The 25,862-nt window shown below is 67.1% G+C and carries 24 protein-coding genes, 1 tRNA gene and 1 pseudogene; 18 read left to right on the forward strand and 8 right to left on the reverse strand.

Annotation, left to right across the window (positions count from 1 at the left end; translation table 11 throughout):
- Positions 1-2 precede the first annotated feature (2 nt).
- Positions 3-974 carry a branched-chain amino acid ABC transporter permease gene (locus tag NCCP691_RS12985; RefSeq protein WP_220808951.1) on the forward strand — a complete coding sequence of 324 codons (972 nt, stop codon included), beginning with the start codon at positions 3-5 and terminating at the stop codon, positions 972-974.
- 1 nt (position 975) lies between these two features.
- Positions 976-2,115, forward strand: a complete 1,140-nt coding sequence (locus tag NCCP691_RS12990) for an ABC transporter substrate-binding protein (protein WP_220808953.1) — start codon at positions 976-978, stop codon at positions 2,113-2,115.
- A gap of 91 nt (positions 2,116-2,206) precedes the next feature.
- Here the strand turns inward: NCCP691_RS12990 and NCCP691_RS12995 are convergent, their stop codons facing one another.
- Entirely contained in the window at positions 2,207-3,559 is a 1,353-nt protein-coding gene (locus tag NCCP691_RS12995; RefSeq protein WP_220808956.1) for an erythromycin esterase family protein, read from the reverse strand.
- A gap of 149 nt (positions 3,560-3,708) precedes the next feature.
- On the opposite strand from NCCP691_RS12995, the gene NCCP691_RS13000 reads away from it, so the two are divergent.
- From NCCP691_RS13000 to NCCP691_RS13075, 16 genes and pseudogenes are all read left to right on the forward strand, one after another.
- Positions 3,709-4,155, forward strand: coding sequence for a CBS domain-containing protein (locus NCCP691_RS13000; protein WP_220808958.1), 447 nt, complete (start codon positions 3,709-3,711; stop codon positions 4,153-4,155).
- Positions 4,156-4,318: 163 nt separating this feature from the next.
- Positions 4,319-4,405 (forward strand) — tRNA-Leu (locus NCCP691_RS13005).
- A 317-nt stretch (positions 4,406-4,722) separates the two neighbouring features.
- On the forward strand, positions 4,723-5,007 hold the full coding sequence (locus tag NCCP691_RS13010) for a phosphopantetheine-binding protein (protein ID WP_220808959.1): 285 nt from the start codon (positions 4,723-4,725) through the stop codon (positions 5,005-5,007).
- Positions 5,007-5,642: a COG4648 family protein gene (locus tag NCCP691_RS13015; protein ID WP_220808961.1), complete on the forward strand. Its 636-nt coding sequence runs from the start codon at positions 5,007-5,009 to the stop codon at positions 5,640-5,642. Before NCCP691_RS13010 ends, NCCP691_RS13015 begins: the two co-directional genes overlap by 1 nt.
- A 31-nt stretch (positions 5,643-5,673) precedes the next feature.
- A pseudogene (locus NCCP691_RS13020) lies at positions 5,674-7,340 on the forward strand (AMP-binding protein).
- A gap of 5 nt (positions 7,341-7,345) precedes the next feature.
- Positions 7,346-8,305 (forward strand): lysophospholipid acyltransferase family protein, encoded by a 960-nt coding sequence (locus NCCP691_RS13025; RefSeq protein ID WP_220808963.1) that lies wholly within the window; start codon positions 7,346-7,348, stop codon positions 8,303-8,305.
- A 2-nt stretch (positions 8,306-8,307) separates the two neighbouring features.
- Complete coding sequence (locus tag NCCP691_RS13030; RefSeq protein WP_238482420.1) at positions 8,308-8,907, forward strand: LolA-related protein; 600 nt, start codon at positions 8,308-8,310, stop codon at positions 8,905-8,907.
- Positions 8,904-11,300 (forward strand): MMPL family transporter, encoded by a 2,397-nt coding sequence (locus tag NCCP691_RS13035; RefSeq protein WP_220808965.1) that lies wholly within the window; start codon positions 8,904-8,906, stop codon positions 11,298-11,300. Before NCCP691_RS13030 ends, NCCP691_RS13035 begins: the two co-directional genes overlap by 4 nt.
- Before the next feature lie 4 nt (positions 11,301-11,304).
- Positions 11,305-11,955 (forward strand): alpha/beta fold hydrolase, encoded by a 651-nt coding sequence (locus NCCP691_RS13040; RefSeq protein WP_220808967.1) that lies wholly within the window; start codon positions 11,305-11,307, stop codon positions 11,953-11,955.
- Complete coding sequence (locus NCCP691_RS13045) at positions 11,952-12,803, forward strand: polysaccharide deacetylase family protein (protein ID WP_220808969.1); 852 nt, start codon at positions 11,952-11,954, stop codon at positions 12,801-12,803. The genes NCCP691_RS13040 and NCCP691_RS13045 overlap by 4 nt, the downstream gene beginning before the upstream one ends.
- Positions 12,784-13,497 carry a class I SAM-dependent methyltransferase gene (locus NCCP691_RS13050; RefSeq protein WP_220808970.1) on the forward strand — a complete coding sequence of 238 codons (714 nt, stop codon included), beginning with the start codon at positions 12,784-12,786 and terminating at the stop codon, positions 13,495-13,497. The genes NCCP691_RS13045 and NCCP691_RS13050 overlap by 20 nt, the downstream gene beginning before the upstream one ends.
- A gap of 66 nt (positions 13,498-13,563) precedes the next feature.
- Positions 13,564-14,772 carry a beta-ketoacyl-[acyl-carrier-protein] synthase family protein gene (locus NCCP691_RS13055; protein ID WP_238482421.1) on the forward strand — a complete coding sequence of 403 codons (1,209 nt, stop codon included), beginning with the start codon at positions 13,564-13,566 and terminating at the stop codon, positions 14,770-14,772.
- Between the two features lies 1 nt (position 14,773).
- A complete protein-coding gene (locus NCCP691_RS13060; protein WP_220808972.1) occupies positions 14,774-15,574 on the forward strand; it encodes a beta-ketoacyl synthase chain length factor in 801 nt (266 codons plus the stop codon).
- Positions 15,565-16,029, forward strand: a complete 465-nt coding sequence (locus NCCP691_RS13065; protein WP_220808974.1) for an ApeP family dehydratase — start codon at positions 15,565-15,567, stop codon at positions 16,027-16,029. The genes NCCP691_RS13060 and NCCP691_RS13065 overlap by 10 nt, the downstream gene beginning before the upstream one ends.
- A gap of 48 nt (positions 16,030-16,077) precedes the next feature.
- Entirely contained in the window at positions 16,078-16,797 is a 720-nt protein-coding gene (gene fabG, locus NCCP691_RS13070; RefSeq protein WP_220808976.1) for a 3-oxoacyl-ACP reductase FabG, read from the forward strand.
- A 25-nt stretch (positions 16,798-16,822) separates the two neighbouring features.
- Positions 16,823-18,118 (forward strand): cation:proton antiporter, encoded by a 1,296-nt coding sequence (locus NCCP691_RS13075; RefSeq protein WP_220808978.1) that lies wholly within the window; start codon positions 16,823-16,825, stop codon positions 18,116-18,118.
- Positions 18,119-18,149: 31 nt separating this feature from the next.
- On the opposite strand, the gene NCCP691_RS13080 is transcribed toward NCCP691_RS13075, so the two are convergent.
- The 7 genes from NCCP691_RS13080 to NCCP691_RS13110 all read right to left on the reverse strand — a co-directional run bounded on the left by NCCP691_RS13080 (position 18,150) and on the right by NCCP691_RS13110 (position 25,783).
- Complete coding sequence (locus NCCP691_RS13080) at positions 18,150-18,905, reverse strand: glycosyltransferase family 2 protein (RefSeq protein WP_220808980.1); 756 nt, start codon at positions 18,903-18,905, stop codon at positions 18,150-18,152.
- The gene (locus NCCP691_RS13085) at positions 18,905-19,744 is read right to left on the reverse strand and encodes a lysophospholipid acyltransferase family protein (RefSeq protein WP_220808982.1); all 840 of its coding nucleotides are present in this window, start codon (positions 19,742-19,744) and stop codon (positions 18,905-18,907) included. The genes NCCP691_RS13080 and NCCP691_RS13085 overlap by 1 nt, the downstream gene beginning before the upstream one ends.
- A gap of 163 nt (positions 19,745-19,907) precedes the next feature.
- Positions 19,908-20,987: a chorismate transformation FkbO/Hyg5 family protein gene (locus NCCP691_RS13090; protein ID WP_238482422.1), complete on the reverse strand. Its 1,080-nt coding sequence runs from the start codon at positions 20,985-20,987 to the stop codon at positions 19,908-19,910.
- Positions 20,984-22,321, reverse strand: a complete 1,338-nt coding sequence (locus NCCP691_RS13095) for an NAD(P)/FAD-dependent oxidoreductase (protein WP_220808984.1) — start codon at positions 22,319-22,321, stop codon at positions 20,984-20,986. The genes NCCP691_RS13090 and NCCP691_RS13095 overlap by 4 nt, the downstream gene beginning before the upstream one ends.
- Before the next feature lie 95 nt (positions 22,322-22,416).
- Positions 22,417-23,301 carry a MipA/OmpV family protein gene (locus NCCP691_RS13100; RefSeq protein ID WP_220808986.1) on the reverse strand — a complete coding sequence of 295 codons (885 nt, stop codon included), beginning with the start codon at positions 23,299-23,301 and terminating at the stop codon, positions 22,417-22,419.
- Positions 23,302-23,486: 185 nt separating this feature from the next.
- A complete protein-coding gene (locus NCCP691_RS13105; RefSeq protein WP_220808988.1) occupies positions 23,487-24,473 on the reverse strand; it encodes a glycosyltransferase family 9 protein in 987 nt (328 codons plus the stop codon).
- Between the two features lie 5 nt (positions 24,474-24,478).
- Complete coding sequence (locus NCCP691_RS13110; protein ID WP_220808989.1) at positions 24,479-25,783, reverse strand: O-antigen ligase family protein; 1,305 nt, start codon at positions 25,781-25,783, stop codon at positions 24,479-24,481.
- Positions 25,784-25,862 lie beyond the last annotated feature (79 nt).

The following is a 25,862-nucleotide window of genomic DNA, read 5'->3' on the forward strand; positions in this document are numbered from 1 at the left end:
CCCTGGCGCTGCCGTTCTTCGTCTACCCGGTGTTCCTGATGAAGGTGCTGTGCTTTGCGCTGTTTGCCTGCGCCTTCAACCTGCTGATCGGCTTTACCGGGCTGCTGTCGTTCGGGCATGCGGCGTTCTTCGGCGGCGCGGGCTATGTGGCCGGCCACATGCTCAAGGTGTGGGGCCTGCCGTTCGAACTCGGCCTGCTCGGCGGGGTGGCGGCGGCCGCGCTGATCGGCCTGCTCATGGGTGCGCTGGCGATCCGGCGCCAGGGCATCTACTTCACGATGATCACGCTGGCGCTGGCGCAGATGCTGTTCTTCGTCTGCCTGCAGGCGCCGTTCACCGGCGGCGAGGACGGCCTGCAGGGCGTCCCGCGCGGCAAGCTGCTGGGCCTGGTCGATCTCGGCAGCGACATGACGATGTACTACGTGGTGCTGGCGATCTTCGTGGCGGGCTTTGCGCTGATCCTGCGCACCGTGCATTCGCCGTTCGGGCAGGTGCTCAAGGCGATCAAGGAGAACGAGCCGCGCGCGGTGTCGCTCGGGTATGACGTGGACAAGTACAAGCTGCTCGCGTTCGTGCTCTCCGCGGGTCTGGCGGGCCTGGCTGGCGCGACCAAGACTGTCGTCCTCGGCTTCGAGACGCTGACCGATGTGCACTGGTCGATGTCGGGCCTGGTGGTGCTGATGACGCTGGTCGGCGGTCTCGGCACGCTGACCGGTCCGGTGGTGGGCGCGATCGTGATCATCGCGCTGGAGAACAAGCTGGGCGACTTCGGCAACATGCTGGCGGCGATCACCGGCATCGAATGGTTCAACACCATCGGCGAGTCGGTCACCATCGTCACCGGCTTCATCTTCATCGTCTGCGTGCTCGCCTTCCGCCGCGGCATCGTCGGCGAACTGGCCGAGTTCGCCAGGCGACGCAAGACCGAGACGGCGCCGGTTCGCCCGACGGTCATCAAGACGGTGGAGGGCTGACGTGAAGGCACTTGCCTGGTTGCGGTTCGCGGTTGGATGTGCGGGAGCGGCCTTCTCGGTCGCGGTATCGGCGGCTGACGAAATCGTGATCGGGCAAGTGGCGCCGCTTTCCGGCGTGCTGGCCGAGACCGGCAAGGACATGGTGCTCGGCGCGAAGATCTACTTCGATCACGTCAATGAGCAGGGCGGGGTCCACGGCAAGCGGATCCGCCACGTGATCAAGGACGATGGCTACAAGGTCGACGAGACCCTGCGGCTGACGCGCGAAGCCATCGACAAGGATGGCGCGCTGGCGCTGATCGGCTTTGCCGGCACCGGCAATGTCGGCGAGCTGCTGGCGCAGAAGGTGCTGGAAAAGGCCGGCATCGCGCTCGTGGCGCCGTACACGGGCGGCGAGATTCTGCGCACGCCTTTCAATCCCTACATCTTCCATATCCGCGCCGGATACGCCGACGAGGCGGAAGGCATCGTCAACCAGCTGGTGATGCTGAACATGAAGCGCATCGGCGTGATGTACCAGGACGACCCCTTCGGCAAGGCGGGGCTCGCCGGCGTCGAGGCGGCGCTGAAAAAGCGGGGGCTGGAGCTGGTCGGCACCGGCGCCTACGAGAAGAACACCGACAAGGTGGAACAGGCGGTGGCGCAGCTGGCCAAGGCCAATCCGCAGGCGATCGTGATGATCTCGGTGAACCGCAGCACCGCCGCGTTCAGCAAGCAGATCCGTGCGGCCTCGACGGTCGCGCAGCTGGTCAACATTTCCGTCGTCAATCCGAAGGAAATCGTGCGTCTGGTCGGTCCGGAGAGCGCGCGCGGTATCGGCGTCGCGCAAGTGATGCCGTATCCGTACACCGCAAACATCCCGGTGGTGAAGGAATACCAGCAGCTGATGAAGAAATACGCGCCGCAGGGCAGCGAAGTGTCCTACACGAGCTTCGAGGAATTCGTCGGCGCCAAGGTGCTGGTCGAAGGCCTGCGCCGGGCAGGGCCGAATCCGACGCGCGAGAAAGTGCTGCGCGCACTGGAGACCCTCAATCCCTATGACGGGGGCGGTTTCACCCTGCGCTTCTCGCCGACCAACCGGGTGGGATCGAATTTTGTCGAGATCACGGTGATCGGCAAGGACGGCCGCCTGCTCAGATAGTTTGTTGTGTTGTGGTAGTGGTTGTAGTTTGTTGTTCCCCAGCAGTTGGGGCCACGCGCGCGTGGCCCCTTTTTTCGTCGGCGGCGAGACATCAGATGCCGGAAGGCCAGGTCTCCGGCGCCTCCTGATCGTGAATCGCGGCGGTGCGCTCGAGCGGATGCAGCGCATGCGTCTCATCGAAATGCACGACGGCGTCGAACTGCTCGGCGAGCGCCGCTTCGAAATAATGACTGAAGCGTTCGGTCTGCGGCAGATAGATCACGCCGATGGCCCGCTCCAGCCGCCGTGGACGCAGCACGTCCCGGGCAGCAGGCGACGCGCGCAGCGGCAGGAAGAAATTGGGCAGCCCGGTGTCGTGGAAGAGCCGCTCGAAACTCTGGTCATGCGACGGGCGCACCTGTTTCAGCTCGGCGGGGCTGTCCCATTCCGAGGCTGCCGTGACCGTGCCGGCATGCGTGGAGAACCCGAGCAGGAAGCAGCGGTCGCGGCCCACACGCTGCCGCACCAGCTGGCCGAGGTTGTGCTGTCCTTCGTCGCCCATCTCGGTGGCGGACGCATCGCCGATGTGCGAGTTGTGCGCCCAGACGATGATGCGCGCCGGACGGCCGCGGCGGCCGCCGATATGTTCCTGCAGCGCCGCCAGCGTGTCGTCCATGTGCGAGTCCCGCAGGTTCCACGAGACGCTTCCGCCCTGGAACATGCTGCGGTAGTAAGCCTCGGCGTTGGCCGCCACGCGTGCGTTCTGCTGCGCATGGAACAGCTCGTCCAGCTCATCCGCGCCGGCGCCGGCCAGCAGGCGGTCGCGGTCGCTGGTCAGCGCCACCAGCTGCCGCACGACCTCGTCTTCGCAATCCTTGCGCATGCCGAAGTTGGCGGCATAGCCATAGCGCTGCGGGTCCTCGGCGAGATGGTCGAAACAGGCATACCGGGCGCGCGCCTGGCGCGCCGCCTCCGGGTCGACCTCCGACAGGTAGCGGATCACGGCGTCGATCGATGCGCGCAGGCTGTACAGGTCCAGCCCGTAAAACCCGATCTTGCCTTCGCGGTCGGTGCGCTGCTTGTTCTGCAGGCGCAGCCAGCTCACCAGCTCCACGATCTCGGTATTGCGCCACATCCATTGCGGAAAGCGCTCGAAACCGTTGAGCGCCTCGTGAGCGCTGTCGGCATTTTCGGCGGGGCGGATATAGCGGTTCACTCTCAGCGCGTCCGGCCAGTCCGCCTCGACGGCGATCGCGTCGAAACCTTTTTCGGTGATCAGCCGTTTTGAAATTTCCGCGCGCAAGCGGTAGAACTCGCGCGTGCCGTGCGTCGCCTCACCGAGCAGCACGACGTCGGCATCGCCGATCGCGTCGATCACGCCATCGACGTCGGTATCGTCGCGCAGAACATGCGCGGCGGCGCGCAGGGTGTCCAGCGCGGCCTGGTTTGCATCGGGACTGTCCATGGCTCGCATCCTCCGTATCGCAGGTTCGGCGGCCGCCGCCGCCGATAGTTCCGGCGCCGATGTCAAAAAAACACTGCACCCCGCGGCGCGGATCTTGTCTACCGAAGAGCAGGGCACCCGGCCCTTCAGACCTCAGACAGGAGAAGATGATGCAGAGAATTGCAGACATAATGACCCGCGACGTGCGCAGCATCGCGCCCCAGGAGACGATACGCCGCGCGGCCGAGATGATGGACGAACTCAACGTCGGCGCCTTGCCGGTGTGCGACGGCGAGCGCCTGGTCGGGATGATCACCGACCGCGACATCACGGTGCGCGCGGTCGCCGCCGGCACCGCGCCGGAAGCGGGGCAGGTGGGCGAAGTGATGTCGGCGCAGGTGCGCTGGTGCTTCGAAGACCAGCCGGTGGACGAAGTGATGGCGCAGATGAGCGACAGCCAGATCCGGCGCGTGCCGGTGGTCGACCAGCAGACCCACAGCCTGGTTGGCATCGTCTCGCTCGGCGACCTGGCGACCAAGCATTCGGCGCAGGTGGACCGGACGCTGGAAGAGATATCGAGTCCTTCCGAACCCGACCGCTCGGGCCTCAATTCCTGAGGAGGCGGCTGGCGCGCGCAGCCGTTCTGATGCGGCGCGCGCGTGCCCGGAAGACGGGCAGGCCGTGCGGCCCGTATCGCGATAGGCAAAAAAGATTGCCGGCGGCCACCGAAACCGCTTCCATTCGCGCTGCAGTTCTGGCTATAATGCGCGCCTTCCCATCGCCCAGATGGCGGAATTGGTAGACGCACTAGGTTCAGGTCCTAGCGGTGGCAACACTGTGGAGGTTCGAGTCCTCTTCTGGGCACCAGATTTTTTCCCTCTTTCGAGAGGGCGCGAGCGGGCCGCAGGCCGCCTGCGCATCCTTCCCGGCGCATCCGGCGTCGGCGGCATTCAAGATTCCAGGCTGATCTCCCGCGACCACGCTGCGTGCGGCCGTGCGGCGATGTCGCTTGATGAAGACAGGCTTCATCCGCCAGCCGTTCCGGCAATAAATTAACCTTGAAGCAGCCCATTCCCCGCTGGTAACATAGCTGACCTGTCACGCCCTCCGCTTCTCCGCTTTTTTATGGACAGAAGAGCGCCGGAAGCGGTTGTTTCTGGATACTTTGCAAGAAGATCGACACCATGACTCCCGATAGCGCCGTCTCTCCCGACCTTTCGCTGCAAACCGAAGTCGCCGAATTGATCGTCGAGGCGCTCAACCTGGAAGTCAGCGCCGACCAGATCAATCCTGACGATCCCCTCTATGGCGACGGCCTCGGCCTCGACTCGATCGACGTGCTCGAGCTGGCACTGGTGGTGTCCAAGCGCTACGGCCTGCAGCTTCGCGCCGACGACGACAACAACCACCGCATCTTCAGCTCCCTGCGCAGCCTGAGCCAGTACATCGGCGAACACCGGGCGTCCTGATGCGGGCACTGGTGCGCCACGCACGCCGGGCCGGCATCCTCGTCCTCGCGCTCGGCTATGCGCTGCTCGCCCACTACACCAACATCCGCGGCACCGAAACCCTCGGCACGCTGGTGGCGCTCGCGCCGCTGATCTTCCTGTCGGTCTCGATGGCCTGGCATGCAGAGCGACGTGGCGTCGCGCTGACATTGCTGGGCGCCGGTTTCGCCGCGCTCGGCGTCGGCTGGGACCACGTGACCCGGCTGTACAGCACCATCTACTGGATCGAACACGCGGGCACCGAACTGCTGCTCTGCCTCGGCTTCGCGCGCACGCTGGGGCCGGGGCGGGAGCCGATGGTGACCGGCTTTGCGCGCATGATGCACGGCGAGCTGTCGCCTGAACTCGCTGCTTACACGCGCAGCGTCACCCGGGCCTGGGTCTGGTTCTTCGGCGCGATGGCGACGCTGTCGACCGCGCTGTTCCTCGCCGCGCCGCTCGTTGTCTGGTCCGCCTTCGCCAATTTCTTCACCGCGCCATTGATCGCGCTGATGTTCGTCGTCGAATACATCGTGCGGCGCCGCCTGCATCCACGGATGCGGCATGCGCACATCATGGACGGGGTCAAGGCCTTCTGGAAAACGCAGGCGCGCTAGCGACGCGGGCAGCGCCGGATTTCTCAATACCATGGCTTCACTTCCCCTGATAACCCATCCCAGCGCCGACAGCATCATCGCCTGGCGCGACGGCGAGCCGGTGACGGCGGCGCAATTCCTGGCCGATGTCGAGCGCCTGCGCGGCCTGCTCCCGGCGGGCGGCCACATGCTCAATGCCTGCGGCGACCGCTACCGTTTCATGGTCGGCCTGTGCGCCGCGCTGCTGTCCGACAAGATCAGCCTGCTGCCCTCGACGCAGACGCCGGAAATGATCCGGCAGATGCTGGCCTACGCGCCCGATGTGTTCTGCCTCACGGATGCGGCGGACTGCGCGATCGCGCTGCCGCAGGTACGGTTCCCCGAAGGCGGCGCGCGGCCTGAACCGACCGCATTCGCCGTGCCGTCGATCAGCGTGGAGCAGATCGTGGCCCAGGTATTCACATCCGGCTCCACCGGCACGCCGATCCCGCACCGCAAGACCTGGGGGGCGCTGGTGCGCAACGTGCAGGCCGAAGCGCAGTTGTGGGGCCTGAACGACGGCCGCCGCCACGCGGTCATCGGCACCGTGCCGCCGCAGCACATGTACGGTTTCGAGTCGACGGTGCTGGTGGTGATGCAGAGCGGCAGCGCCATGGTCGCCGCGCGGTCCTTCTATCCGGCGGACATCGTCCATGCGCTGCAGGCGGTGCCGCGTCCGCGCACGCTGGTGTCGACGCCGGTGCATCTGCGCGCGCTGCTCGCCGCCGGACTCGACCTGCCGGCCGCAGACCTGGTGGTGTCCGCCACGGCGCCCCTGTCGGTCGGCCTGGCGGTCGAGCTCGAGGCGGCTTTCGATGCGCCGCTGCTGGAAATCTACGGCAGCACCGAAACCGGCCAGATCGCGGTTCGCCACACGGCGCGCACGCAGGAGTGGCAGCTCTTTCCCGGCGTGCGCTTCCGCCAGGACGGCGACATGACCATCGCCCACGGCGGCCATGTCGAACAGCCGACCGAGATGCAGGACGTGATCGAACTCGTCGGCGAGGATCGCTTTCTGCTCCACGGTCGGCGCGCGGACATGCTCAACATCGCCGGCAAGCGCAATTCGCTCGCCTATCTCAACCTGCAGCTCACCGCAATTCCGGGCGTGGCCGACGGCGCATTCTTCATGCCGGACGAGCATGACATCGATGGCGTCACCCGGCTCGCCGCCTTCGTGGTGGCGCCGGGGCTGACGGCCGCCGCCGTCTTGCGCGCATTGCGCGACCGCATCGATCCGGTGTTCCTGCCGCGCCCGCTGCACTTCGTCGATGCGCTGCCGCGCAATGCGACCGGCAAGCTGCCGCGCGAAGCCCTGCATGCGCTGCTGCGATCGCTGGTCGCCCAGGCGGACGAGAGCAGGTCATGAGCATGACGCGCGTGGCGCTGGCCGTCGCCGCCGACCATCCCGCCTACGCCGGGCATTTCCCCGGCACGCCGGTGCTGCCAGGCGTGGTGCTGCTCGATGAGGCGCTGTGCGCGATCGGGACGGCCTGCGGTCTGAGCCTCGACCGCTGCCGCATCGCTTCGGTCAAGTTCGCCAGTCCGGTCGCGCCCGGCGAACCGCTGACGGTGGAATATGACGCATCCGCGGGGGCGAATGGCGGCAGGATCGCCTTCACTGTCCTGAGCGGCGACAGGCGCGTCGCCAGCGGCGTGCTGCAGGCCGGACCGGAGTGAGCGGCATGGAAGCGGGCAAGAGCGCAAGCGCGGAATGGGCCAGCCGGCCGGAGCGCAGCAACATGCTGATGCTGCGCATCATGACCTGGATTTCGCTGCATCTCGGGCGCGGCGCCGGCCGCGTGGTGCTGCATCTGATCGCCGGCTATTTTCTGCTGTTCGCGTCGGCGAGCCGCCGCGCGTCCTCCGCGTATCTCTCGCGGGTGCTCGGGCGGCGCGCGCGCTGGCGGGATATCTACAAGCACTTCTTCTGGTTTGCCTCGACCATCCACGACCGGATCTACCTGCTCAACCGGCGCTTCGACCTGTTCGACATCCGCATCCACGGCGAAGAGCTGATGCGCCAGGCGCTGGCGGACGGGCAGGGCGCCTTCCTCATCGGCGCGCACATGGGCAGCTTCGAGGCGCTGCGCGCCATCGGCCGGCGCGACACCTCGCTCAAGGTGGTGATGGCGATGTACGAGGAGAATGCGCGCAAGATCAACGCCATCCTGTCGGCCATCAGCCCGGGCGCCACCCAGGACGTGATCGGTCTCGGGCATCTCGATTCGATGCTGAAGATCCATGAGGCGATGCAGCAGGGGGCGGTGGTCGGCATGCTGGCCGACCGCGGCCTGGCCGACGACAGCAGGGTGGCGGTCACCATGCTCGGCGGCGAGGCGCGGCTGCCGGACGGGCCGTTCCGCATGGCGGCGATCATGCGGCGGCCGGTGCTGTTCATGGTCGGTCTCTACCTCGGCGGCAACCGCTATGAAGTCCGTTTCGAAAAGCTCGCGGATTTCTCGGCGACGCCGGCGGGGCAGCGGCAGGCCGCGATCCGGCAGGCGGTCGAGCGATACGCGCAGCTGATGGAAAACGGCTGCCGGCGAGCGCCCTACAATTGGTTCAATTTCTTCAGCTTCTGGTCCGCGCCGGAAGCCGGACGCCCGACAACGAACGGCTCGCCAGGCGAGCGGGAATCCTGATCATGGACGCCACACCGACGGTCTTCTTCAAGCGAGCGCTGTCCGCGCTTGCGCTTGCCTGCGCCATGCTGCCCGGTGCCGCCGGTGCCGCAGGCTGGGACATCGACCAGCTCATGCAGTCGCTCGCCCAGGCCCGGCCGGGCCGCGCCGCATTCGTCGAAAAAAAATACATTGCCATGCTCGACCGGCCGGTCGAGTCCTCGGGCGAACTCAACTACACCCCGCCCGACCGGCTCGAAAAGCGCACCGTCAAGCCGCGGCCGGAGCGCATGCTGGTCGAGGGCGACACGATGACGCTGGAGCGCGGCCAGCAGAAGCACAGCGTCAGGATGCAGGAATACCCCGAAGTCGCGGCGCTCATCGACAGTATGCGCGGGGCGCTTGCCGGCGACCGCAGACAGCTGGAGCGGGCCTTCCGGCTGCGGCTGGAAGGCGCCCCGGCCAACTGGACGCTCGCGCTGACGCCCACCGACGCGGCGGTCGGCCGCAGCGTCCACCTGATCCGCATCGCCGGCGCCAGGGATGAGTTGCGCAGCATCGAGATCATCCAGACCGACGGCGACCGTACCGTCATGAACATCGATCGAATCGGCGGCAAATGAAGCATGCGGCCTCATCCCGTCGCAGGATCGCGATCGCCGCCTGGCTGACCGGCCTGCTGCTGTGCGGCGTGGTGATCGCGCGCAGCAGCTTCACCGCCGATCTTTCCGCTTTCCTGCCAAAGTCGCCAACCAGGGAGCAGCAGGTGCTGCTGGACCAGCTCAGCGACGGCGTGGTCTCGCGCCTGATGCTGATCGGGCTGGAAGGCGGCGATCCCGCGGCCCGCGCCGGGGTGTCCAGGGGCATGGCCGCGCGGCTGCGGAGGGACCCGGCCTTCGCCGCGGTCAACAACGGCGAGCCGGTGCATGCCGAGAAGGACCGTGCCTTCCTGTTCGACAATCGCTATCTGCTCAGTGCGGCGGTGCGTCCGGAGCGCTTCAGCGCCGAGGGCATGCGGGCCGCGATCCAGGACAGCATCGATCTGCTCGCCTCGCCGGCAGGCATGATGGTCAGGCAGCTGCTGCCGCGCGACCCGACCGGCGAGATGGTGCAGCTGTTCACGCAGCTCAATGCCGGCGGCCGCCCCACCCTGAGCGAAGGGGCGTGGGCATCGCGCGACGGGCAGCGAGCGCTGCTGCTGGTGCAGACGGTCGCCAGCGGCAGCGACACCGATGGGCAGGAACGCGCGCTGGCGAGCGTGCGTGCCGCCTTCGAGGCGGCGGTCGCGGCCTCGCAGCCACGGGCGTCGGCGGTCCGCATGGAAGCCACCGGGCCGGGCGTGTTTTCGGTGATCTCGCGCGCCACCATCGAACAGGAAGTCAAGCGGCTGTCGGTGCTCGGCACCGTGGTCATCGCGGTGCTGCTGCTGCTGGTGTACCGCTCGTTCACCGCGCTGGCGCTCGGCATGCTGCCGGTGGTGTCCGGCGCGTTCGTCGGCGTGGCCGCGGTCAGCCTCGGCTTCGGCATCGTGCACGGGCTCACGCTCGGCTTCGGCACGACGCTGATCGGCGAGGCGGTGGACTACTCGATCTACCTGTTCGTGCAGTCGCGGCAGGCCGACCAGGGCAGCCAGGAAGCATGGGTACGCGATTTCTGGCCCACGATACGTCTCGGCGTGCTGACCTCGATCGCCGGCTTTGCCTCGCTGCTGCTGTCCGATTTTCCGGGGCTGGCGCAGCTCGGCCTGTATTCCATCGCGGGCCTGCTCGCGGCGGCGGCGGTGACCCGCTTCGTGCTGCCGCACCTGCTGCCGGCGGGCTTTCGGGTGCGCGACGTATCCGCCCTCGGCCTGCGGCTGCAGGCGGCCGCGCGCATGGCGCCGGCGCTGCGCCTGCCGGTGCTCCTGCTTGCGCTGGCTTCCTGCGCGCTGGTCTACCACCAGCGCGCCAGCCTGTGGAATCCGGAACTCGCCGCATTGAGCCCGGTGCCGGCACGCGACCAGGCGGTCGACGCCATGCTGCGCGCCGACATGGGCGCGCCCGACGTGCGCAGCATGGTGGTGGCGACCGCCGCAAGCCGGGAAGCGGCGCTGCAGGCCGCCGAGGCGGTAGGCGTTCAGCTCGACAGGCTGGTGGCCGAGGGCCGTCTCGCCGCCTATGAGAGTCCGGCCCGCTATCTGCCGAGCGAGGCCACGCAGCGGGCGCGCCTGGCCAGCCTGCCCGAGATCGCCGGCGACTCCGATCTGCGCGAGGCGATTGCCGGACTGCCGGTGCGCGCCGAAGTGCTCAGGCCGTTTGTCGCCGATCTGGCGGCCGCGCGGGCGGGCGGCCTCATCGACCGGTCCGACCTGGACGGCACCTCGTTCGCGCTGGCGGTCGATTCCCTGCTGTTTCAGCGCGACTCGCGCTGGCTGGCGCTGATGCCGCTGACGGCGGCGGCGGGCAGCGATGCGATCGACGCCCGCGCGGTCAGCGCCGCCATCGCCGCATCGAGTACGCCCGATACCCTGTATGTCGATCTCAAGGTGGAATCGGACCGGCTGTATGCCGGCTACATGAAGCAGGCGGTGCTGCTGTCCCTGGCCGGCGTCGCGGTCATCCTGTTGCTCCTGTGGTGGTCGCTGCGCTCGCTGCGGGCGGTGGGACGGGTGGTGCTGCCGCTGGCGGCGACCGTGGCGGTCGTGCTGGGCATGCTGGTGCTGGGCGGGCACAAGCTCAACATCCTGCACCTGATCGGCATGCTGCTCGTGGTCGCGGTCGGTTCCAACTACGCGCTGTTCTTCAGCGCGCCGGGCGGGGGGCAGGACGCGCATGGCGGCATCGCCGCCAGCCTGCCGCCGGCAACCCTGACCTCGCTCGCTTTCGCCAACTTCACCACGGTGGTGGGCTTCGGGATGCTCGCATTGTCCGAGGTCCCGGTGCTCAATGCCATCGGCAGCACCGTCGGGCCTGGCGCCGTGCTGGCGCTGGTGTTCGCGGCCGCGTTTTCCGGCCGCCGGCCGCGCGGCGGAGGCTAGCGCGATGCGCGTGCTTCACGACCATTTCAGCGGACACGCACGCACGCTCTTCGTGCTGCTGCCCGGCGCGATGCAGCAACCCGAAGACTTGCTGCAGGCGGGCTTCGCGGCCGCGGTGAGGGAGCGGGGCCTGGCCGCGGACGTGGCGCTGGTCGACTTCGGCCTGCCGTTCATCGGCGACGTCAGCAATGGCGTCGCCACCGGGCTGCTGCAGCGGGAACTGCTGGCGACGGCCGCGCAACGCTACGATCGCATCTGGCTGTGCGGCATATCGATAGGCGGGTCGGTGGCGGGGGCGTGCGCCGACGCTTTTCCTGGTGTCGCGCACGGTCTCTGCCTGCTCGCGCCTTACCCGGGCGACAACCTGACGCTGGGCGAGATCCGGCGCGCCGGCGGACCACGGCAGTGGCGTGCGGCGGAAAGCGCGGACGATGCGGAGCGCCGGCTATGGCGCTGCCTGCAGCAGGCCGGCGAGCGGCGGCTGGAAGTACACCTGGCCTATGGCGAGCAGGACCGGTATGCTCCGGCCCTGGCGCTGATGGCCTCGCTGCTCGATGCCCGCTGCACGTACACGATTCCGGGCCGGCACGAGCTGGCGACCTGGGCGCCATTGTGGCGTCACTTCCTCGACCGCATCCCATGCAGACATCCATGAACACAGAGCAGGCGACAGGCACCCCGGCCATGGCCTGGCGCATGCCGGTGCTGGTGCGCATCAGCATCCTGCTCCACGCGGCCGCGCTTCCCGCGCTCGCGCTGGCGCCCTCGCGGTGGGCGATCGTACTGGCGGTCATCGCCGCCAATCATGCGCTGCTGACCTTCGTGGGCCTGTGGCCGCGCAGCACCTGGCTCGGGCCGAACTGGACGCGGCTGCCCGCCGCTTGCGCGGCGCGCCGGGAGATCGCGCTGACCATCGACGACGGACCGGATCCCGACGTGACGCCGCGGGTGCTGGACCTGCTGGACCGCCACGGCGTCAGGGCGAGCTTTTTCTGTATCGGCGAGCGCGCCGCGCGTCATCCGGAACTGGTCCGGGAGATCGTCGCCCGCGGCCACGCGGTGGAAAACCACAGCCAGCATCATCGCCATCATTTTTCCCTGATGGGCCTCGCCGGCCTGCACAAGGAGATCCGCGCGGGGCAGGAGACGCTGACCGCCATCACCGGCCGCCGCCCGCGCTTTTTCCGCGCGCCGGCCGGACTGCGCAATCCCTTCCTCGACCCGGTGCTGGCGCGCCTCGGCCTGCGGCTCGCCGCCTGGACCCGGCGCGGCTTCGATACCCGCCGGGGCGACCCGCGCCAGGTGGCCGACCGGCTGCTCGGCGCCCTGCGCCCCGGCGCGATCCTGCTGCTCCACGACGGCAACTGCGCGCGCACGTCCGCGGGCAAGCCGGTCATCCTGGAAGCGCTGCCCATCGTGCTCGACGCCGCCGCCGCCGCCGGACTCCAATTCATCACCCTCGACGCCGCCCTGCAACCGACCCATGACCAGCCAGTTCGTTAAACAACTCATCGATACCGCTTCCGCTCCCTACCGTGCCGCCGGCAAGTTCGCCTGGCATTTCGCGCGCGGCAAGCTGGGAGGCGACCCCGTTTTCGTCGGCCTGCTCGAGCACGGCCTGATCGGCGAGCGCAGCCGCATCCTCGACATCGGCTGCGGCCAGGGCCTGCTGGCATCCTGGCTGCTGAGCGCGAAGGCTGCGCATGAAAAGGGGCAGTGGCCCGCCCACTGGCCGGCCGCGCCGTCGGCGGTTTCCATACACGGCATCGAGCTGATGCCGCGCGACGTCGCGCGCGCGCAGCGGGCGCTGGGAAACGCCGCCCGCTTCACCGCCGGCGACATGTGCAGCACCGATTTCGGCAAGGCCGACACCGTCGTCATCCTCGACGTCCTGCACTATGTGAGCATCGAAGCGCAGGACGATGTGCTGCGCCGGGTGCGCGATGCGCTCGCGCCGCGCGGGCGGCTCGTGCTGCGGGTCGGGGACGCGGCCGCCGGCCTGCCCTTCCTCGCCAGCGTCTGGGTTGACAGAATCGTCACCTTCGTGCGCGGGCATCGCAACAGCCGCATGTACTGCCGGCCGCTCGCCGACTGGAAAACCGCGCTCGAGAAGCTCGGCTTCCGCGTACGCAGCCTGCCGATGAACAAGGGCACGCCGTTCGCCAACATACTTCTGGTCGCCGATCTGGGCGATTAAGCAACGGAAGGGCGCGCCGCGTTTGCTAGAATCGTGCCCTTATTCAACGCTCACGGACGTATTGAATTGAAACCGCTGCATCTATCGCCGCTGCATCTCGCGCATTTCACCGCCGCCAGCTGCATCGGCCGCGGCCAGGCAGAGATGCTGGAGGCACTGCGCACGCGCCGCAGCGGACTGCGCCACTGCGATTTCGACGATGTCGATCTCGATACCTGGATCGGCGCGGTCGAGGGCGTGGATGAGGTGGCGATGCGCGCCGACGTGCGCGACTACGATTGCCGCAACAACCGCCTGCTGCAAATGGCGCTGGAACTGGACGGCTTCCGCCAGGCGGTGGAGGCCAGCATTGCCAGGCACGGTACGCGCCGCGTCGGCGTCTTCCTCGGCACCAGCACGTCCGGCATTCTCGAAACCGAGCATGCCTATCGGCGCCGCGATCCGGGGACCGGCGCGCTGCCGCCGGACTTCCGTTACCGCCAGACGCACAGCACCTTTTCCGCCGCCGAGTTCGCACGCGCCTGTCTCGGCCTCGCCGGTCCGGCCTTCGTTGTGTCGTCCGCCTGCTCGTCGAGCGCCAAGGCATTTGCTTCCGCGCGCCGCATGATGGCGGCCGGCCTGATCGATGCGGCGATCGTCGGCGGCGTCGATTCGCTGTGCCTGACCACCCTCTATGGCTTCAACTCGCTCGGTCTGACTTCCGCCCAGCCGTGCCGGCCCTACGCGGCCGACCGCAGCGGCATCTCGATCGGCGAGGCCGCCGCCCTGGTCCTGCTGGAGGCCGCGCCGCCGAGCCTGGACGCCGACGCGGTGCTGGTGACCGGGATCGGCGAGTCGAGCGACGCCCATCACATGTCCTCGCCGCATCCCGAGGGCGCGGGCGCGCGGCTCGCGATGGAGCAGGCGCTGCGCGACGCCGGACTGCGGCCGGACCAGATCGACTACATCAACCTGCACGGCACCGCCACGCCGAGCAATGACGCCTCGGAAGGCAAGGCGGTGGCCGGCCTGTTCGGCGCGGGCACGCCCTGCAGCTCGACCAAGGGCGCCACCGGCCATACGCTCGGCGCGGCGGGCGGACTCGAAGCGGTGATTTCCGCGCTGGCGCTGCGACACGGCTTCATGCCGGGCGGGGTAAATACCGCCCAGGTCGATCCGGCGCTGCGGCTCGACTATCTGCTCGCCAACCGCGATCAGCCCCTGCGCCATGTGCTCAGCAATTCCTTCGGGTTCGGCGGCACCAACTGCAGCCTGGTGCTGAGCCGGGCCAACTGACATGGCAAGATTTCACGCATACATCGATGGCATCGGCCTGATCGGGCCGGGATTCCATGACTGGGCCGGCGCCCGCGCCATCCTGACAGGCGGGCAAGACTTTCAGTCGCAGCCCACCGTCATCCCGGCGCCCGCCGCCTTGCCGGCCGCCGAACGCCGGCGCTGCGGCGCCATCGTCAAGATTTCGCTGGCCGCCGGCTACCAGGCAGCCGCGCACGCGGGCGCCGACGTGGCGACGCTGCCGACCGTGTTCACCGCATCCGGCGGCGACGGCGCGAACTGCCATGAGATCTGCCAGATGCTGGCTTCCGACGACCGGCAGATTTCGCCAACGCGCTTCCACAATTCGGTGCACAACGCCGCCTCCGGCTACTGGAGCATCGCCAGCGGCGCCATGGCGCCGTCTTCCGTGCTGTGCGCCTACGACGGCAGTTTCGGCGCCGGCCTGCTGGAAACGCTGGCGCAGGTGCGATGCGAGGACAGGCCGGTGCTGCTGATCGCCGCCGACACGCCGTATCCGGAGCCCCTGCGCAGCACCCGCCCGATTCCCCATGAGTGCGCGGTCGCACTCGTCATCAGCCCGAGCCAGGGCGCGCGATCGCTGGCCCGCATCGAGGCCGAGCTGTGCGATGCCCCGGCCGCCCGCATGGCCGACCTCCGGCTCGAGGCCCTGAGGATGGCGATTCCCGCCGCCCGCGCGCTGCCGATGCTCGGCCAGCTGGCCGCGGGAACGCCGGGCAGCGTCGTGCTCGACTACCTCGACGGCTGCGCCATTGCCGTCGCCATGACGCCATGCAGCTAGACCGCGACTGGATCGCCGCCCGCATTCCCCATCAGCACGACATGCTGCTGCTGGATCGGGTCGAAAGCTGGAGCGGGCAGGGGGTGCGCTGCGCCGCGAGCAGCCACCGCGACAGCGCCAACCCGCTGCGCGCGCGCGGCAGGCTGGCGGCCGTGTGCGGCGTCGAGTATGCCGCGCAGGCCATGGCGGTGCACGGCGCGCTCGATACCCTCGGTGCCCTCGGTGCTGAGAACAGCGCCCGTCCGCGCGCGGGCTACCTGGTCAGCCTGCGCAATGTGCAACTGCACGTCGCCCGCCTCGACGACATCGCGGGCGAACTCGCGATCGAGGTGCAGCGCTTCAGCGGCGACGGCAACAGCGTTCTCTACGATTTCTCGGTGCAGGGCGACGGCAAAGTGCTGCTGGAAGGACGCGCCGCGGTCGTCATCGACGCCGGCCATCTCATCGGCGCATGATCTCCGACCGCTGCCCCGTCCGACGAACCATGAAATGACGACCCACACATGAAACACGCACTCGTTACCGGCGGCAGCGGCGTCCTCGGCGCCGCCATCTGCCACACGCTGGCCGCCGACGGCCATCATGTTTATGTCCATGCCAATCGCAGGCGGGACCAGGCGCAGGCCGTGGTCGACAGCATCCGCGCGTCCGGCGGCCAGGCCGAGGTGCTGGTGTTCGACGTCACCGACGGCGCCCGGGTGAGCGATGTGCTGGCGCCGCTCGTGGACAGCCAGCCGATACAGATCCTCGTCAACAACGCCGGCATTCACGACGACGCGGTGTTCCCGGGCATGCGCGAATCCCAGTGGCAGTCGGTCATCGATGTCTCGCTCAACGGCTTCTTCCACGTCACCCATGCACTGATGATGCCGATGATCCGCAGCCGCTGGGGAAGGGTGATCAACATGTCCTCGGTCGCGGCGCTGGCCGGCAATCGCGGCCAGGTCAATTACGCCGCCGCCAAGGGCGCGCTCAACGCGGCCACCAAGTCGCTCGCCCTCGAGGTGGCCAGCCGCGGCATCACGGTCAATGCGGTGGCGCCCGGCATCATCGACAGCGACATGATCGAGGGCGCGTTCGACAAGCAGGCCATAGAACGCATGGTGCCCATGAAACGCGCCGGCCAGCCGCAGGAGGTGGCCGACCTGGTCGGATTCCTGGCCTCGACGCGCGCCGCCTACATCACCGGCCAGATCATCTCCATCAACGGCGGCCTCGTCTGAGACCGCATTACTCCGGATATCCAACATGAGCATTACAGCCCAGGTCCACGACGCCGTCTCGGTGCACAAGATGGAAACCCTGCTGTTCTTCGTGCTGATACAGCTGACCGTGATCGTGCTCGCCGCCCGCATCGGTACCGCCATCGCCCGGCGCTTCGGTCAGGCTGCCGCGGTCGGGGAAATCATCGTCGGCATCCTGCTCGGGCCGTCGCTGTTCGGCCTGCTGGCGCCCGACACCTTCAACTACGTGTTCCGCTCGGCCGCGCCGGAGCCGATGCAGATGCTGTCGCAGATCGGCCTGGTGCTGCTGATGTTCCAGATCGGGCTGGAGTTCGATTTCGCGCACCTGACGGAGCGCCGGAACCGCAAGGCGGTGCTGTGGGTGTCGGTCGCCAGCCTGGCGCTGCCGTTCGCGCTCGGCCTCGGCGTCGGCTATGCAGCCGCGCCGGTGCTGTCGCCCGGCGTCGATGTCACCGCCTCGGCGCTGTTCGTGGCCACCGCGTTTTCCATCACCGCGCTGCCGATACTCGGCCGCATCATGATGGAGTTCGGCATGACGCGCAGCCAGATCGGCGTGATCGCCATCAGCGCGGCCGCGATCAACGACGTGGTGGGCTGGCTGCTGCTGGCCCTGGTGACCATGCTGACGGTCTCCCGGTTCGACGGCCCCGGCTTCGCCGCCAAGTGCGGCATGGTGCTGGCCTTCCTGCTGTTCTGCTGGTTCGTTGTGCGTCCGCTGCTCAAGCACCTGATGCGGCGTTTCGACGTCGCCCGCAACGGCCTGTCGCACAACCTGCTCGGCATCGTGCTCGCAGTCGTGTTCCTGGCATCGATGACGACCTTCCAGCTCGGCATCTTCGCCATCTTCGGCGGCTTCATGATGGGTGTGATCCTGCATGACGAAAGCGCCTTCGTCGAAGCCTGGAAGGAGCGCATCGGGCCTTTCGTTGTGGTTTTCTTCCTGCCGATCTTCTTCACCTATACCGGCTTGCGGACCAACATCGGCAGCCTCGACAGCATGGCGGCATGGGGCTGGTGCGCGCTGATTCTCGCGCTGGCCACCATCGGCAAGTTCGGCGGCGCCTACGTCTCGGCGCGCGCGGTCGGGCTGAACCGCCATGAAGCCAGCATACTCGGCATCATGATGAATACCCGCGCCCTGATGGAGCTCATCATCATCAACGTCGGATACGACCTCGGCGTGATCTCCCAGCAGATGTTCACCATGCTGGTCATCATGGCGATCGTGTCCACCGTGGTGACCTCGCCCTGCCTGCGCAGCTGGCTGCCGCGCATCGGCATGCCGGTCGCGGGGCGCTGAGGCGGGGACGGCGCGGGGAAGGTCGCGCCGTTCAGCGCAGCTTGCGCAGGGCCAGCAGCGGCAGGCGCACCGCAAATCCGAAGAACAGGCGGGTGTGCATCCAGGTGAGCAGGGCGTTGTCGCGCAGGTAGCGGAAATGGGAGACGCCGCCTTCCTCGCTGCTGAAGTACTGCACCGGGGCGTCGACGTTGACCGGCCTGACCCCGCGCCAGCACAGGCGCACCACCGCCTCCGGATCGAAGTCGAAGCGGCGCATCCAGCGCTGATTGCGCATCACCGCTCGCAGCGGTTCGATCGGATAGACGCGGAAACCGAACAGCGAATCGCCGATGCCCGCCCACAGGGTTTCGAGATTGGCCCACCAGTTCGAGATCTGCCGCCCCTTCACCCGCAGCGCCGGCGCGCTCGCATCGAATACCGGCTTGCCGAGCACCATCGCGCCGGGCTGACGCTGCGACTGCGCCATGAACGCCGGAATCAGCGCGGCCGGATGCTGGCCGTCGGAGTCCATCGTCAGGGCATGCGTGAATCCCTCGGCCGCCGCCACGTCCAGGCCGTGCAGCACGGCCGCGCCCTTGCCCATGTTCTGCGGCAGCACGATCACGCGCAGGCCGGGATCGGCTTGCGCGATGCTGGCGAGCTTTTCGGCGGTGCCGTCGGTACTGCCGTCGACGACGACCCAGACCGGATTCCACACGGCGCGCGCGGCATTGATCGTTTCGAAGACCTTCGGTCCCGGGTTATAGCTCGGGATCAGGACAAGGTGGGTGGTGGATGCTGTGTTCATCAGGAGTGTCGGACATCGGGCAGGACCTCGACCGCGGCGTCCGCGACATCCGTGCCCGGGGCCGCGGCCGGGGCCGGCGCGCACGGGATGCCGCCGCACTCGATGGTCTGCTCCATGAAATAGTGTTCGAGCCTTGCCACCAGGGCAGCGCTGTCGGCGCCGGCCTCGAAGCGCTCGCCGAGGCGGACCCGGTAATGCATGGGAAGGGGCGGTTTTTTCCAGACCGGCCAGCCCTTGGTCAGGAAGGGCGAGTCGGTCTCGATGATGACGGTCTGCACCGCGGCGCCCGAACGGCAGGCGATCACGCCTATGCTGCCGGTGAGCGGATTGACGGGCCGGCGCACGGTGCGGGTGCCTTCCGGGAACAGCAGGATGCGGTCGCCGCGCTTGAGCTCCGCGACCGCCAGACTGATCATCTGGCGCAGGGAGCCGTTGCGGATGTAGCGCGCCAGCCGCGCCCCCGCGCCGAGGAAGATATTGTTGATGACCGCGGCCTTCATCACGCACGCGACGTCGGGCAGGCGCGACACCACCAGCACCGCGTCCCAGAGGGAAGGATGATTCGGCGCGATGATCAGGGAGTCCTCATGCTTGAGCGTGTCCAGGGAGCGCAGATCGAAGCGGAACCGACCCGACGCCTGCAGGAAGGCGAGGAAGCCGCGGAAGGCAAGCATGATCGCGGCGCGCCCGACACGGCGGCCGATGGCGCGCGGCAGCACCGGATACAGCACGACCGCCGCCAGCGTCCAGGCCAGGGCCAGGAGGCCGAAGGCCAGCACCCCGAGATAGAACACGACAAAGTCGTAGAGGCAGAAAAAGGCGCGGGATAGGAACTTCATCGCTTTGTTACCTGGTTCTTCCGACCGGGGACAGCCTGCGGGCGCCGTCGGAAGTCCGGACAGCACCCGCAGCCATGATAAGGGATGCGCACGCGCCCGGAAAGCCGCGCACCCGCTGCGGCTTCCAAAACAACACGGGCGGGACCGGCATCACGCGGCTGCATCATTCATCGGCCATGAACTGCATCGGATGGCCGGCCGTGGCCTCGATCTCCACCAGCAGGTCCTGCCGGCAGATGTCGGCGCGCAGGTACAGGATGCGCGTCGACGCCGGCAGGGCGGCGCGCAGTTCGCGCGCGATCACCGGCACATCCGACGCGCGGCGCACATAGACCTTGTAGCACAGCGCCTCCATCGTGAAGCCGGCCTGCGGCGCCGCGCGGTTCGCCTCGCGGACCATGGCGTCGATATTGGCCAGCGTCTCGCGCACCTGGGCCGCGACATCGCCGACGTGCAGCGACTGATGGCCGACGATGCTCGCCGTCCCCGACAGGAACAGCACATCGGCTTCGCCCAGCCTGGCCACGCTGGCGCGCGAAAAGGTCGGCGCGCGCGGCCCGTACTGCGACGGGTAGTCGTAGGCGCTGACCTGGCGCGGATTCTCGATGGCGAGCGGGCGCTGGCCCCGGCCCGCGAGGAAGTAGACCGTCAGCGGTCCCGGATCGCAGCCGACGGCCGACGCCGCCGGGACCACTTCGCCCCGGACCGCGCGGCCGCTCGCCAGAAAGCCGTCCTGGCGTCCCATGTTGAACTGCCGGTAGCGTTCCATGCCGTGCGACTCGGCGTTGATGTCGGCGATGTAATTCCAGAACCTGAGAACATGCGGGAATGCCAGTTCGTCGAGCAGGCTGAACACTGCCGTGTAGGCTGCCTCGGATGCCAGCTGCAGCGGCGTCTTGCCCGCGCGCGCGGCCGCGGCCGTGTCGAACGACGTCTCGTGCAGCTGCACGGCGCCGAACAGCAGGTCGCGGTTGTAGCCGAAGGCCAGCGGTCCGCGCGTGCCGTAGCGGACCTCGCCTTTGCCGCACCAGATCTCGCTCGCGCAGTCTTCGGCGCCGGCCGCCGCCAGCGCCGGCATCGGCACCCGCACCAGCGGTGCGCCGGCGGGCAGGGCGGCCGTCACTGGAGCGGCGCCGAAGCACATCGCGCCGAGCAGTTCGGACTGCGATGCGGAGGCAAGCGGAGTGGCGCGGTCCAGCCTGAGATAGGCGCACTTCAGGGGCGCCGGCGCGACATCGATCAATTCATGCTCCCGCTCACCGCATCGACGCTGCGGATATTGTTTCTGCGATGGCGCCATGCCGTCACCGTGCGCTTCAGATTCAGTAGCGAGATGGTGTAATACACGCACTTGAATGCGAAGAGCGGCAGGCGGATCGGCGTCTTGCCGAACACGTCGCCGGCGAGCACCGACAGCAGCCCTTCCTGCATCCGCAACAGGTTGCGCGGACCCATGAACAGATTGCGCATGGTCGGGTTCGTCACGCGATAGATGAACCAGGAGAAGCGTTTCGGCCCGACGCGCATCATGCGGTCGAACTGGCGCAGCGCGCGTGGTGCCTCGGCTGGACGGCGCAGGCAGGCTTCCACCGTGTCCGCGCCGACGAAGGCGCTGTTCATCGCCAGCATCACGCCCGACGAGAACACCGGATCGATGAAGGCGTAGGCATCGCCCAGCAGCAGGTAATTCCCGCCGTGCGTGTGATTGCAGGTATAGGAGTAGTTGCCGGTGGCTTCCACGTTCGCCACGATGCGCGCGCCGCGCAACCTCTCGCTCAGCTTGGGGCAGAGCGCGATGGTGTCGAGCAGGAATTCCTCGAGCGGCTTCTTGCGGGTCTTCAGGTAGTAGGGCCAGGTCACCGCGCCGATGCTGGTTCGCCCGTTCATCAGCGGAATGCACCAGAACCAGCCGTGCTCGAACCAGTAGATCGTGATATTGCCTTCGGCCTTGCCCTCGTTGCGCTGCACATTCTCGAAATGCGCATACAGCGCGGTGCTGTTGTGCTTCTCGTTGCGTTCCTTGGCCTTGAAGCGGTTGCCGAGAAAGGTGTCGCGGCCCGAGGCATCCAGCACGAAGCGCGCCCGCCATGTCTTGGTCATGCCGTCGTCCGACTGGGTCTGGGCGATCGCGCCTTCGTCGTTCGGCAGGAACTGCACATCCGTCACCCGGCAGCCTTCGATCACCCGCGCGCCCTTGCGCTGGGCATTGCGGATCAGGATCTCGTCGAACTCCGCGCGCTGCACCTGGTAGGCGTAGGGCATGGACTTGTCGATCGCCTCGCCGAAATGGAAAACCTGCTTGTGCTCATGCCATGGCGAGACGAATTCCGCTGCCCATTTTTCCATGCCGATCGCGCGCACCTCGTCCGCCACCCCGAGTTTCTCCAGCAAGGGCAGGTTCGCCGGCAGCAGCGACTCGCCGATATGGAAGCGGGGATGTCTTGCCTTTTCGACCAGCGTGACGCGAAAGCCTTTTTGCGCCAGCAGGGCGGCCGCGGTGGAACCGGCCGGGCCGCCGCCGATGACGAACACATCGCATTCGTCGGCGTCGACAGGGGGAACTGCACGAGCATTCATACGGAACCGATCAGTGTTGAAACGGCCGTCACTTTATCATTTTCCCCCTGTTAACAGCAGGGGTTTTTCGGCCAAACAACGGGACAGAACGTGCCTTACTCGTCGGCCTCGACCCGCTGCGAGGACTCGCCGAATATCCAGTTGATCGCCACGCCCGCCGCCACCGACTGGTGCTTCAGCACCAGCGGACTGTCCTCGAAGGAGGCGCCCCTCAGGTTGTCATAGCGCAGGAAGGCGCCGACCCAGTAGCGCGGAAAGCGCTTCGACAAGGCGGTGGTGAACTGCGTCCCCGAATAGCCGCCGGATGCCGAATAGGCGGGCCGGTCCGGCAGCGCCTGCGCCGGGCTGACCGAATAGAAGTAGGCGTTGTACTTGCGCGTGCTGAACAGCGGCCCCGCCAGCATGCCGAGCCGCCAGCCCGAGAAACCGGCCGGGTCTTCGATGTCGATATTGAGATTCGGGGAAAACACCCAGCCGATGTGCTTGGGCGAGGATTCGACCGTCACCGCCGCCCGCAGCGGCAGCCGCAGGTCCAGCCGGGTCTTGCCGTTTGCCGACTTCCACAGGTTGATGCTCGCATTGCCGCCCATCTCCACGGTCGGCCGCAGATCCGGCATGCCGCGCCGGGCTTCATTGTCATCGCTGCTCACCGGCAGCGTCGCATTCAGGCTGAGACTGATGTCGACCCGCTCCGAGTCCAGCAGCTCGGCGCGCACGCCATTGCGATCCGCCTTCAGGTGTTCGCCGCGATAGACGAAGTAGGGCGTCGGCAGAACGAAAGCCCGCTCCTGGTCGGAGCCCCGGTATTCCGGCAGAACCAGCGCGCCGACGCCCGCGCCGACTTCCCATAGCGGCAGTGTTTCAGCGGCGGCGTCTCCAACGGTGCCGGCGACCGCGCAGAAGGCCGCCGCCATGGCGAGCGACGGGAATGTGGCCCGCGTGAGTGGAGCGGCCAGGGTAAGGGCACTTGTTTTTGTCATTGATCTTCCTTTTCTTGGTCGGCAAGCTTGCGCTACGCCAAGCAGGAAGGATAGAGCAGGAATCGGTCAATGTGCTGAAGTGCGGCAAGTTGCGCGGCAACGCCGCAACGGTTCGCCTGAGTGCCGGATTGCCCGGATACGGCGCCACCGCGATCGGAACGCCGTCGACCGGCGCCCCGCAGTCGTCATTTGCGCAGTTCGCGCAATCGCTGCCACACGGCATCCACCGTGATGTTTTCCATGCCATTCCCGGCAATGCCCTGCAAGAGGGGGTCGTGACCAAGCGGGCGGGTCGTGCCGAACAGTCCGAGTGCATGCACATTCACCGCCGCCGCGATATTCAATATGCCTGTGTCGTTGCCGATGCAGTAGTCGCACAGGCTCAGCGCCGCGGCCGACTTCAGGACGGACGACTGGCACATGACGACCACCCGATCCGCATACTCGTCGGAGAGCTGCGAAAAGCACTGCTCCGCCTCCTGTCTTTCACTGGGCCCGCCCATGACCAGTACGCTCCCGCCGTCTTCCAGCAGTCGCCTGGTGAGTCTGGCGAAATTCTCCATCCCCCAATTTTTTTCCGGCTTCGACGCACCGACGGCAAGCGCATACAGCGGTCGCTGCAGATGCGCCAGCTTGTCGCCCGCCTCATCCAGTAAGGCTCCGGGAACCGTGAACTTGGGGACCAGCGGCGCATCGACAAAGCCATGCGCGACGGCGAAGTCCGTCGCTTCCGGATAGACCCAGCTCCCTTGCCCCCGGTAGCGCTCGATGTAAGGAGGGCAGTTGAGGAATAATCTCTGCGCTGCGCTGAAACCGAACCCGGCGCGCACCGGAATGCCGGCAAGCAGGCCTATGATCGCGTACCGTACCCGGCCGGAGAAGATGATCATCCGGTCGAAGTTCTGCTTCTTCAGATCGAGACAGAGTCGGGTTTGAGCGAGAAGGCTGCTGTGCTTTCCTTTTTTCGTCTTGTCGCGAGGACGGTGATCGAACTCGATGACGTTCTCGACCCATGGCTTGCCCGACAGGAGATCCGCGGCGCGACATGAGGGCTTCGCCATGACCGTCACCTTGCCATCGTGGCTGGTCGCGGCAATCGCCCGGAAATAAGGAATATGCCAGACCAGGTCGCCAATTCCACTGTGGTGGTGGACTACTAGGGTTTTTTGCATGATGACTATGTTGCCGGCTGCTGCTCAGCGCTGCCGCTGCAAACCGGCGCTGTCCGCATTCTCTCGCAGTAGCGGATGGCGCCGGCCGGGACGGCCAGGCATAACACCAGTGCCTTGGTTCCCGGACTGGTTCCGAACAAGCCTTCCGTCATGGCGAACACGGCCGTGCCGACCAGCACCAACAGGCCGCAAAGCGCGAAGTAGTGTTCTTCCTGGTTGCCCGCCTTCAGATGCGCATGGAAAAAGCGCCACCCGATGATCCAGAACGCGATCACCGCGAGCGCCGAAGGCAGACCACCCAGGGCCAGGCTGGTAATGATCTCATTGTGCAGGTTTGCGTAACCGATGAAGTCCGGCGGCAGTTCGCCGGAATCCACCGCCGCTTTCCGCTCCTCCTCATAGGCTGAAAGTCCCATGCCCGTGAGCGGGTGTTCCATGAACTTCTTGATCCCCCAGTACCACATGCCGAGCCGTACCCCCACCGGCGCCGCATGCGATTTCGGATCGTCTGGCGCCGCGATGAACTGGGTAATTTGCGCCTGTGCCTCGCTGACGCGCGAATGCATGCGGTCGGAAGTGGAAAAGAATACGGTCACGACCCCGAGGATCACGATCAGTGCCAGTCCCCGCGATCTCCTGCTCAGCTGGTCGTTCAGGAAAACGCAGAGCAATACGAGCAGCGGAATGGCAACCCACCCGCCACGGGTTCCGGAGAGCAGGGAAGCGGTCAGGCCGGCGACAACGCCGGCGAATGACAGCAGCAGATGCAAGCGGCGCGGGGCCGGGGCTTCCAGTCCCCGTGGAACCAGTCCGGCGGCGGCAACACAGAAAAAGCCGACAATCAGGGAGAAGTTACCAAAGGGTACGGCGTTCCACCGGTTTCCGAGACCGAAGACCCGTGCATTGCCGAGATAGACGCCTTCATAGACCGCGATGCCGAGTGCCGTGAACGCGCCAAGAAGAGCGGCATAAAAGAGCGTGTTGCGATGAAGGCCGATGCGGCCGATCAGGCAATAGATCAGAAAGCCTGCGAAGAGATGGATGGGCCTGTCGAGGATGTCCGTCTCCCAGCCTGTGATCATCATGTTCCACATGTAGGCCGCCGGCAGAATCATGCAGAACGCCAGGAAATGCCAGTCGATGAACCTGAACCGGCGTTCCGTGGCCAGTGCCGCCAGTCCTGCGAGTGCAAGAACGCCCATGAGCGAGCCGGCAGTCCTTGGAAACGCCATGAGTAATGGCAGCGCAAGAAGTATGCAGATGGACAGTGCCAGGCGGCTCGACGAGGTGCCGGGAATTCGATTCAACATATGTAGGAAGCCTCTCGTGCGGCGAGGCTTGTCACAGCAGAGCGATATTGTATAAAAGAAAAAAGCCGCACATGGCGGC

Origin of the sequence: Noviherbaspirillum aridicola, from assembly GCF_019656455.1 — a bacterium.
In the GTDB taxonomy this organism is placed as follows: Bacteria; Pseudomonadota; Gammaproteobacteria; order Burkholderiales; family Burkholderiaceae_D; genus Noviherbaspirillum; species Noviherbaspirillum aridicola.